Raw genomic sequence first — 8032 nt, forward strand, 5'->3', positions numbered from 1 at the left:
TTACAGTCCCGGATACCAACGGCCCGGAGTTGTCCACTCCGGGCCGGGCGGAGGCCCATCAGTCGGACACATGTACTTGTCCGGAAACCTCACACACGTCGGTGGCAGCGGCTGATTTGGGCCGTCGAACGTCGGCAGGACGTGCAACCACCCGCGATCCTGGCACAGGAAGTAGTCGCCACCCGAACCACCACGCCGGACGGTGCCGTTAACGCACGGGTCGGCGTGCGCCACCGCCGGGACGCTGAGAAACCCAGCGACGATCACGGAGGCCACCGCGACGACGACCGCCCTCATAACAGATTGACGCTAGTCCAAGCCGACCTGCCCAGTGAACCGAATCGCAGAACCCCACGAGGTCAGGTGCGGGCAGCGCTCGGGTGGCCGCACCATCCATCCCCTGGTCGTGCTGCGGACCAGGTCACCGACGGCGGCCATGGTGTCAGGTTAGGCTCTAAGCTTCCTGTCCGTGGCGACAATTTTGACCGTGATCGGCGCAGGCATCGCCGGGAGCGCGCTGACCTACGCGCTGACGTGGCTGCGCGAGAGTCGGCGCACCAAAGACGCCAACCGGGCGCCGCAGCGCGCCGCGATCGCGGACATCGTAGAGGCCACCTACGAACTCACGCTGCGCGTCTTCGCATTCCGGGACGCGTGCGAAGAACGCGCGAGACAAAGCGAAGGTAAGACATTCCGCAGGGTATCTGACGCCGAACTTGAGGAACTGACGAACCAGGCACAGCGCGCCCTATTCGGTGTCGGCCGCGCATTCCACATTGGCCGAATGACAGTTGTGGACGCCGACTGCTATGAGGCCATGGCAGCAGCGTTCAACAATTTCACCAAGCTCCAAGGAACGCTGGAGGGCGTAGCGGAGATGGCGCCGACAGCACCCAACATGCGGGAAAAGATGGCGAGCATTGTGTTGTTCACCGGGGGGCTCAATCGAGGCACGGTCATGCTGGTGAAGGCAGGCCAGAAGCGGCTTTCTCCGGTGCAGACGTGGTGGAATAAGTGGCGACGCGAGGAAGTCCGCCAGCGGCTTGAAGCGAAGTATTTCCTGCCGCGTTAGAAAATTACGGGCGGGTAGTCGCCGCAGGTGCCGCGGTCGTCGCCAGGCCTGTGTTTGACGATGAACGCCGCGGGGGTGACCCCCGACTCGATCCTCCAGGCACTGGTTGATGCGCGTGCGGGAGAGGCGGATATGGCCGGCATCCTCGCCGAGATGGGCCGCGTCATCGAAGTCGTACGAACCTTCATCCCCTCCGAGAGGTGGCCCGAAGTGCAGGCGGCGCTGCGGGGAGACGCCTCCATACAACCTCAGCAGCAGTCTTCTCCGGCGGAAGGTATTCGCATGGTGGCCATCGACGACACCCCCGATGAGGACGGCTACTGATGGCCACGGCATTGCGGCTGAAGGGTGTCAGCCATCTCCGGTAATCCCTGGGTGCTCCTCGTCGAGGTTCCTCGAAACCCAAAGGCAACTAAGGCACACCTTCACGGTTAACGACCGCACCGGCGATGCGTGATGGGTGACCGCCGTAGTCGCGTGGGATTCTTCGCGCCCCCGGCGTGGGCCAGTCGCGATCCACTCGTGCCGGGCCTGCTGCCGTTCGTCATAGAGGCCCATGCACATCGCGGCCGTCTTCCACTTGCCGTACCAGTGCCCGGTCGATTGGGGTTCTGCATATTCGGGGTACAGCACGCGCCAGTAGTCCCGATATTGCGGTTCGTTCATCTCAGTACTCCCGTCTTGACCAGCAGCATGTTGAGCTGTAAGCCCCGGCCTTCTCCGAAGGGCACCGTGCCGGGTAGCGCGGTTGCCGTCCGCTCACGTTCGGAGGCGTACGAGCGAATCTCTTGGCCTTCGTTAAGGATACCGAGCCGCACGGCGAGGGGGCCCGTTCGCCATCAAGGGGCGTAGACCCAACGAGATACTCGCCGATATAGCGAAACCGGGGGCGTCCGCTGTAGGTACTATCCGCCGCATGCCGTTAACCGACGGTCAGACTTTCGCCCGGTATGCCATCATCCGCCTGCTGGGGTCTGGGGGGATGGGCGAGGTGTACCTCGCCCAGCATCCGCGCCTACCCCGCCGTGACGCATTGAAGGTGCTCTCAGCCGATGTATCGGCCGACCCCGACTACCGCGCCCGCTTCAACCGCGAGGCCGATCTCGTGTCAAAACTGTGGCATCCGCACATCGTGGGTGTGCACGACCGTGGGGAGGAAGACGGCCAACTGTGGATCTCCATGGACTTCGTCGACGGGCTCGACGCAGCCCGCCTCCTGGCCGATCGGTATCCGGCTGGTATGCCTGTCGAGGAAGTTGCTCGCATCGTCACCGCAGTCGCCAGCGCGCTGGACTACGCCCACAAACAACGCCTCCTCCACCGCGACGTCAAGCCAGCCAACATCATGATGACCCATCTCGACGACGAGGGTGAGCAGCGAATCCTGCTGACCGACTTCGGGATAGCCCGCAACGTCAACGACATCACGCCGTTCAACCCCAAGCACGTGGTCCTCGAGGTCTTCGGCCCGCCGGGTGCGGTGGCGACGATCAGTTACATAGATGTCAATGCCCAGCCGCAGCGCGTTGATGACACGGCCCTGCCGTGGTCCTACGACATCACCACGACCCAGCCCGCGGTGTTCGCTAACGTTATGGCCCAGGGCGATAGCGATTCCATCGGCTGCCGCATCACCATCGACGGTGTGGTCCAAGACGAGAGATCGGTCAACACGGTGAACGCCTACACCTTCTGCCTGGACAAATCCGGATGAGCAACCATCACCTCCCGCGGGGTTCGTTTGCGCGGATGATCCTGCGGCTTTCGGTGCCGATCGCGCTGTTCTGGCTGGCCCTGGCCGCGAGCACGAATGTTTTCGTGCCGCAATTGGAGAGGGTTGCCCAAGCACATAACGTGTCGCTGAGTCCCCAGGACGCGCCGTCGCTGCAGGCCAGTAAACGCATCGGTAAGGTGTTTCACGAGTTCGATTCCGACAGCCTGGCGATGATCGTGCTGGAAGGCGATCAGCCGCTCGGTGCCGACGCACACCACTACTACGACGGCCTGATTCAAAAGCTCTCCCAAGACACGAAGCATGTGGAGCACATCCAGGATTTCTGGGGGGATCCGCTGACTGCGGCGGGCTCGCAGAGCGCTGACGGCAAGGCGGCGTTGGTGCAGGTGTATCTCGCCGGCAATCAGGGCGAGAGTCTGGCCAATCAGTCCGTAGATTCTGTGCGCAACATCGTGGACCACACGCGGCCGCCGGCCGGGGTCAAGGCCTATGTCACCGGCCCCGCGCCGCTGATCACCGATCAGTTCGAGGTGGGCAGCAAAGGCACCCTGAAGGTCACCCTGATCACCATCGCGGTGATCGCAATAATGCTGTTTTTCATCTACCGTTCTGCGGCCACCGCGATTCTCGTGCTTTTCACGGTGATGATCGAGTTGACCGCGGCCCGCGGAGTCGTCGCCGTGCTGGCGAACTCCGGGATCATCGGGCTGTCGACGTACTCGACGAACCTGCTGACGCTACTGGTCATCGCCGCCGGAACGGACTACGCGATCTTTATCCTGGGCCGTTATCAGGAGGCCCGCCAGGCCGGCGAGAACCGCCAGGCGGCCTTCTACAACATGTACCGGGGAACCGCGCACGTCATCATCGGGTCGGGGCTGACGATTGCCGGCGCGGTGTTCTGTCTCACCTTCACCCGGCTGCCGTATTTTCAGAGCCTGGGCATTCCCGCCGCGATCGGCGTCCTGGTGGCTCTGGTGGCCGCGCTGACCCTGGCGCCGGCCGTGCTGGCCGTCGGCCGCCATTTCGGGCTGTTCGACCCCAAGCGTGCGATGCGCACCCGGGGCTGGCGGCGTATCGGCACGGCCATCGTGCGCTGGCCCGGGCCCATCCTGGCGGCGACCACCGCGGTGGCCCTCATCGGTCTGCTCGCCCTGCCCGGGTACAAGACCAGTTACGACGCCCGCCCCTACATGCCGGCCTGGGCGCCGGCCAAGATCGGCTACACCGCTGCGGAGCGGCACTTCTCGGCGGCCCGGCTCAATCCCGAACTGCTGATGATCGAGTCCAACCACGACATGCGCAACCCGGCCGACATGCTCATTTTGGACAAGGTGGCCAAGGCGGTGTTTCACGTACCAGGCATCGCCCAGGTCCAGGCGATTACCAGGCCTTTGGGAACCCCGCTCGTCCACAGCTCGCTGGCGTTTCAGATCAGCGCGCAAAGCGCCAGTCAGCAAGAAAATTTGACCTACCAGACGGATCGCGCGAACGACTTGCGCAAGCAGGCCGGCGAACTGGCGAACACGATCAACATTTTGAAGCAGCAGTATGTCCTCCAGCAGGAGCTCGCCGCCACTACTCACAGCGAGGCCGAAAGCTTTCACGACACGATCGCCACGATCAAAGACCTGCGCGACAAGATCGCGAACTTCGACGACTTCTTCAGGCCGATTCGCAGCTACTTCTACTGGGAAAAGCATTGCTACGATATCCCGGTCTGCTTTGCGCTTAGGTCCGTATTCGATGCACTCGACGGCATCGACCAGCTCACCGAAAAATTTGAAGACCTCACGGCCACCCTGGATAAACTCGACGCGCTCCAGCCGAAACTGGTGGCGCTGATACCGCGACAGATCGCGAGCCAGGAGACCAATCGCGACTTGGCGTTGGCGAACTACGCCACCCTGTCCGGCATTTACGCTCAGACGGCAGCAGCGATCGAAAACGCGACGGCGCTGGGCCGAGCTTTCGACGCCGCAAAAAACGACGACACCTTCTACCTGCCTCCCGAGGTTTTCAGCAACCCCGACTTCGAGCGCGGCCTGAAATTGTTCCTCTCGCCTGACGGCAACGCAGCTCGCATGATCATCACCCATGAAGGTGATCCCGCGACCTCTGAGGGCATCTCACACATTGACCCGATCAAGAAGGCCGCGCACGAAGCCCTGAAGGGCACCCCCCTGGCCGACGCCGGGATCTATCTGGGCGGCACCGCGGCGACGTACAAGGACATCCAAGACGGCGCCAAGTACGACCTGATGATCGTCGGGCTCGCCGCGGTCAGCCTGATCTTGCTCATCATGATGTTCATCACCCGAAGTCTGGTGGCCGCGCTCGTCATCGTCAGCACGGTGGCGCTGTCGTTGGGCGCCTCGTTCGGGCTGTCCGTGCTGGTCTGGCAATATATTTTCGGCATCCAGCTGTACTGGATCGTGCTGGCCCTGGCCGTCATCCTGCTGCTGGCGGTCGGATCCGACTACAACCTGCTACTGATCTCGAGGTTCAAAGAGGAGATCGGCGCCGGACTCAAGACCGGCCTCATCCGTACGATGGCGGGCACCGGCGCGGTGGTCACCTCCGCCGGCCTGGTCTTCGCCGCCACCATGGCCTCCTTCGTGTTCGCCGATTTGCGGATTCTCGGTCAGATCGGGACCACCATCGCGCTCGGTCTGCTGTTCGACACGCTGATCGTGCGTTCGTTCATGACACCGTCCATCGCCGCGCTGCTCGGGCGCTGGTTCTGGTGGCCGCAAACAGTGCGACCCCGCCCTGCCAGCCAAATGCTTCGACCCTACGGGCCACGCCCCGCGGTTCGTCAACTGCTCCTGTGGGAAGACGAGGACCCAGCGGTGACCTCGGAACTACCGCCACGCACTCAACCATGACGTCGAGAATCGGATGCTGGTTGGCAGCAGTCGCGGCGGCACTGGCCGTGGCCCTGGCCGCGCCTGCGGGACGGCGGAGCAAAGGAGCGGGATGGTGAATCTCGGTCTATTTGGTTATCTGACGATACTTGCTGCTGTGCTGGCATTAATGTTCGGCGCTTGTGCATTTGTGTTCGTAAAACGGTTAGAGGATCGAACGCCGGCTCCGCTGGGCGAAGAAGTAGGGGTCCGCAAAGCGGTTTTGGATAAATTGCGCAAACGCGAACCGATGTCGCAAGGTGAGGTAGATTATGCGGCGCAGGTTATTTCTGATTGTCGATCGTTACTCGCCTACGCGATACCCGCTGCCGCCTTCACAATCGGATGCTTTTATGTGTTTGGCTGTCTCGCACTGTTACATGGAGCCAAGCCCACCGCGCGAGTACTTATCGGGTTGATCCCCATGTTGGGGTCCACAAACCTCACCATTCAGCTACTCAGGGTCGCACGGTTGAAAGGGCGTTTGCAGAAAGTTTCTTTGACACAGCCCAACGCATCCGATGTGGTCATCCACAGTCCTACCGGGTGATTCTGGAGCCAGCAGCAACATCGGTAAGACCTGACCCGAGGCGTCCGCGGGCGATCTTGGCCAGCCACGCGTTCGAACAGCCGCGAGTATCGCGGCCGGTGGTTGGGCTTCGCCACCGCGTAGCACCGGTGCGAGCAGGCGGCGGTGCAGGACGCGTTGTGGTGTCTGGGTGACGACGGTGGGCAGGATCCGGCGTCGGTGTACCGCGGCGAGGTCGTCGCTGGGGAGCCGGCGGGTCTTGAGGGGGTTCGGCCAGCAGGCCTGGCGGTGGCGACGGCAAGCGCGCGACACCGGTCACAATCAAATCAATACGGTTGGACTGAGCCGGTTGATCCCTTGTCTTGAAATAGACGACATACGAGAGTCTCAAAACTTCGTGTCGGAGATGGCACGGCGATATGACGGACAGCCGACGACGGTCCTGCCGCTGCGGCGGGCACATGGCTGACGAGTACTTCGGTTCTCTGTACCGACCACATTGGGTTCTGGTCTCGGGAATACTGCGGTGCAACAAAAGCACCAGCAGAAAGGAATCCCAGCGATGGTCACGACACGTGCCGAAGCGGCGCAGTACGTCAAGAATGCCGGAGGCTTGAAGCTTGTCGTTTTCGGAGCCGATGGGCACGAGGTCGCGGCGATGTTCGTGCAAGGATCGGTGACATACGACCAGGAGGAAGCGACCTTCATTGCGGTTGCTGAGGACGGCCACACGGTTGGGGAATTGTTCGTGGACGAAACGGTCGGGTACGACGAGAGCACAGACGCCTTTGTCATCCGTACCGCGCAATAGTCACCGCGGCTCGACTGGTTCGAATGGTCTTCAATGCGTGCAGCGCCGCATGAATGGCATGCCCAAACCTGATGTTCGACGTGGGAGTGCGTTGCTTGTGCCATGCTGCGTGGGTGTCCGCTGAGCAGGCGGTGTTCCCTTCGGGGGTTGTGACGTTTCTATTCACCGATATTGAGGGTTCGACCCGTCGGTGGGAGGAAGACGCGGATGCGATGGGGTCGGCGCTGGCCGCACACGACGCGGTGCTACGTCGCGCGATCGAGGCGCACGGGGGCTGGGTTTTCAAGCACACCGGTGATGGCGTGTGCGCCGCGTTCGCCTCGCCGCGCTCGGCGGTGGATGCGGCGGTGGCCGCGCAGCGGGAGCTTGAGTTGCCGGTGCGGATGGGGCTGGCGACCGGCGAAGCAGAGCTGCGCGGGGCGGACTATTTCGGTGCGGTGCTAAACCGTGCGGCGCGGTTGATGGCCGCCGGGCATGGCGGGCAGATCCTTTTGGCCGAGTCGACGGCGGGTCTGCTCGGCGGGGTTGATCTCATCGATCTGGTGGATTTGGGGCCGCGGCGGTTGCGGGATCTGCCCACCGCGGTCGGGGTATTTCAGGTCCGAGCGGCGGGCCTGCAGGCGGACTTTCCTGCGTTACGGGCGCTCGATACAAGTCCTGGGAACCTGCGCCCTGCAGCCACCAGTTTCATCGGGCGCGATGCTGAGCTTGCCGAAGTGCAAGCAGCACTCCGCGAACACCGGGTAGTGACTTTGACCGGCGTCGGGGGGGTGGGCAAGACCCGTTTGGCACAGGAAGTCGCGGCGGGCCTGGCCGATGAATTTCCCGACGGCGTCTGGTTGTTCGAACTGGCCGCTGTGGCCGATCCGGCCGCGGTGCCCGACGCAGTGGCGGCGGTGCTGGGCATCACCCAGCAGCCGGACAAGAGCGTCAGCGAGTCCGTGGCCGCCGCCCTGGAGGGCAGGGTGCGGCTGCTGGT

Annotated in this window: 9 protein-coding genes, 1 pseudogene and 1 riboswitch; of the genes and pseudogenes, 7 read left to right on the top strand and 3 right to left on the bottom strand. The window is 63.0% G+C overall.

From position 1 onward, the window contains the following. Positions 1 to 297: a hypothetical protein gene (locus ACLP9N_RS03255; RefSeq protein WP_442406048.1), complete on the bottom strand. Its 297-nt coding sequence runs from the start codon at positions 295 to 297 to the stop codon at positions 1 to 3. A 12-nt stretch (positions 298 to 309) separates the two neighbouring features. After that, positions 310 to 438, bottom strand: coding sequence for a hypothetical protein (locus ACLP9N_RS03260; protein WP_442406049.1), 129 nt, complete (start codon positions 436 to 438; stop codon positions 310 to 312). Positions 439 to 469: 31 nt separating this feature from the next. On the opposite strand from ACLP9N_RS03260, the gene ACLP9N_RS03265 reads away from it, so the two are divergent. Continuing rightward, entirely contained in the window at positions 470 to 1072 is a 603-nt protein-coding gene (locus ACLP9N_RS03265; protein WP_442406050.1) for a hypothetical protein, read from the top strand. A gap of 27 nt (positions 1073 to 1099) precedes the next feature. Further along, complete coding sequence (locus ACLP9N_RS03270) at positions 1100 to 1396, top strand: hypothetical protein (RefSeq protein WP_442406051.1); 297 nt, start codon at positions 1100 to 1102, stop codon at positions 1394 to 1396. Between the two features lie 27 nt (positions 1397 to 1423). Here the strand turns inward: ACLP9N_RS03270 and ACLP9N_RS03275 are convergent, their stop codons facing one another. Further along, positions 1424 to 1738 (bottom strand): hypothetical protein, encoded by a 315-nt coding sequence (locus ACLP9N_RS03275; RefSeq protein ID WP_442406052.1) that lies wholly within the window; start codon positions 1736 to 1738, stop codon positions 1424 to 1426. A 6-nt stretch (positions 1739 to 1744) separates the two neighbouring features. Beyond that, positions 1745 to 1866, bottom strand: a riboswitch (SAM riboswitch). Between the two features lie 122 nt (positions 1867 to 1988). Here ACLP9N_RS03275 and ACLP9N_RS03280 point away from each other — a divergent pair. The 5 genes and pseudogenes from ACLP9N_RS03280 to ACLP9N_RS03300 all read left to right on the top strand — a co-directional run. Beyond that, the gene (locus tag ACLP9N_RS03280; RefSeq protein ID WP_442406053.1) at positions 1989 to 2786 is read left to right on the top strand and encodes an MmpS family transport accessory protein; all 798 of its coding nucleotides are present in this window, start codon (positions 1989 to 1991) and stop codon (positions 2784 to 2786) included. Continuing rightward, positions 2783 to 5695, top strand: coding sequence for an MMPL/RND family transporter (locus ACLP9N_RS03285; protein ID WP_442406054.1), 2913 nt, complete (start codon positions 2783 to 2785; stop codon positions 5693 to 5695). Before ACLP9N_RS03280 ends, ACLP9N_RS03285 begins: the two co-directional genes overlap by 4 nt. Positions 5696 to 5789: 94 nt before the next feature. Next, the gene (locus ACLP9N_RS03290) at positions 5790 to 6263 is read left to right on the top strand and encodes a hypothetical protein (RefSeq protein WP_442406055.1); all 474 of its coding nucleotides are present in this window, start codon (positions 5790 to 5792) and stop codon (positions 6261 to 6263) included. A 541-nt stretch (positions 6264 to 6804) separates the two neighbouring features. After that, the gene (locus tag ACLP9N_RS03295) at positions 6805 to 7053 is read left to right on the top strand and encodes a hypothetical protein (RefSeq protein WP_442406056.1); all 249 of its coding nucleotides are present in this window, start codon (positions 6805 to 6807) and stop codon (positions 7051 to 7053) included. Between the two features lie 149 nt (positions 7054 to 7202). Then, positions 7203 to 8032: pseudogene (locus ACLP9N_RS03300) on the top strand (ATP-binding protein); the annotation flags it as partial.

Source organism: Mycobacterium sp. (genome assembly GCF_052144515.1).
In the GTDB taxonomy this organism is placed as follows: Bacteria; Actinomycetota; Actinomycetes; order Mycobacteriales; family Mycobacteriaceae; genus Mycobacterium.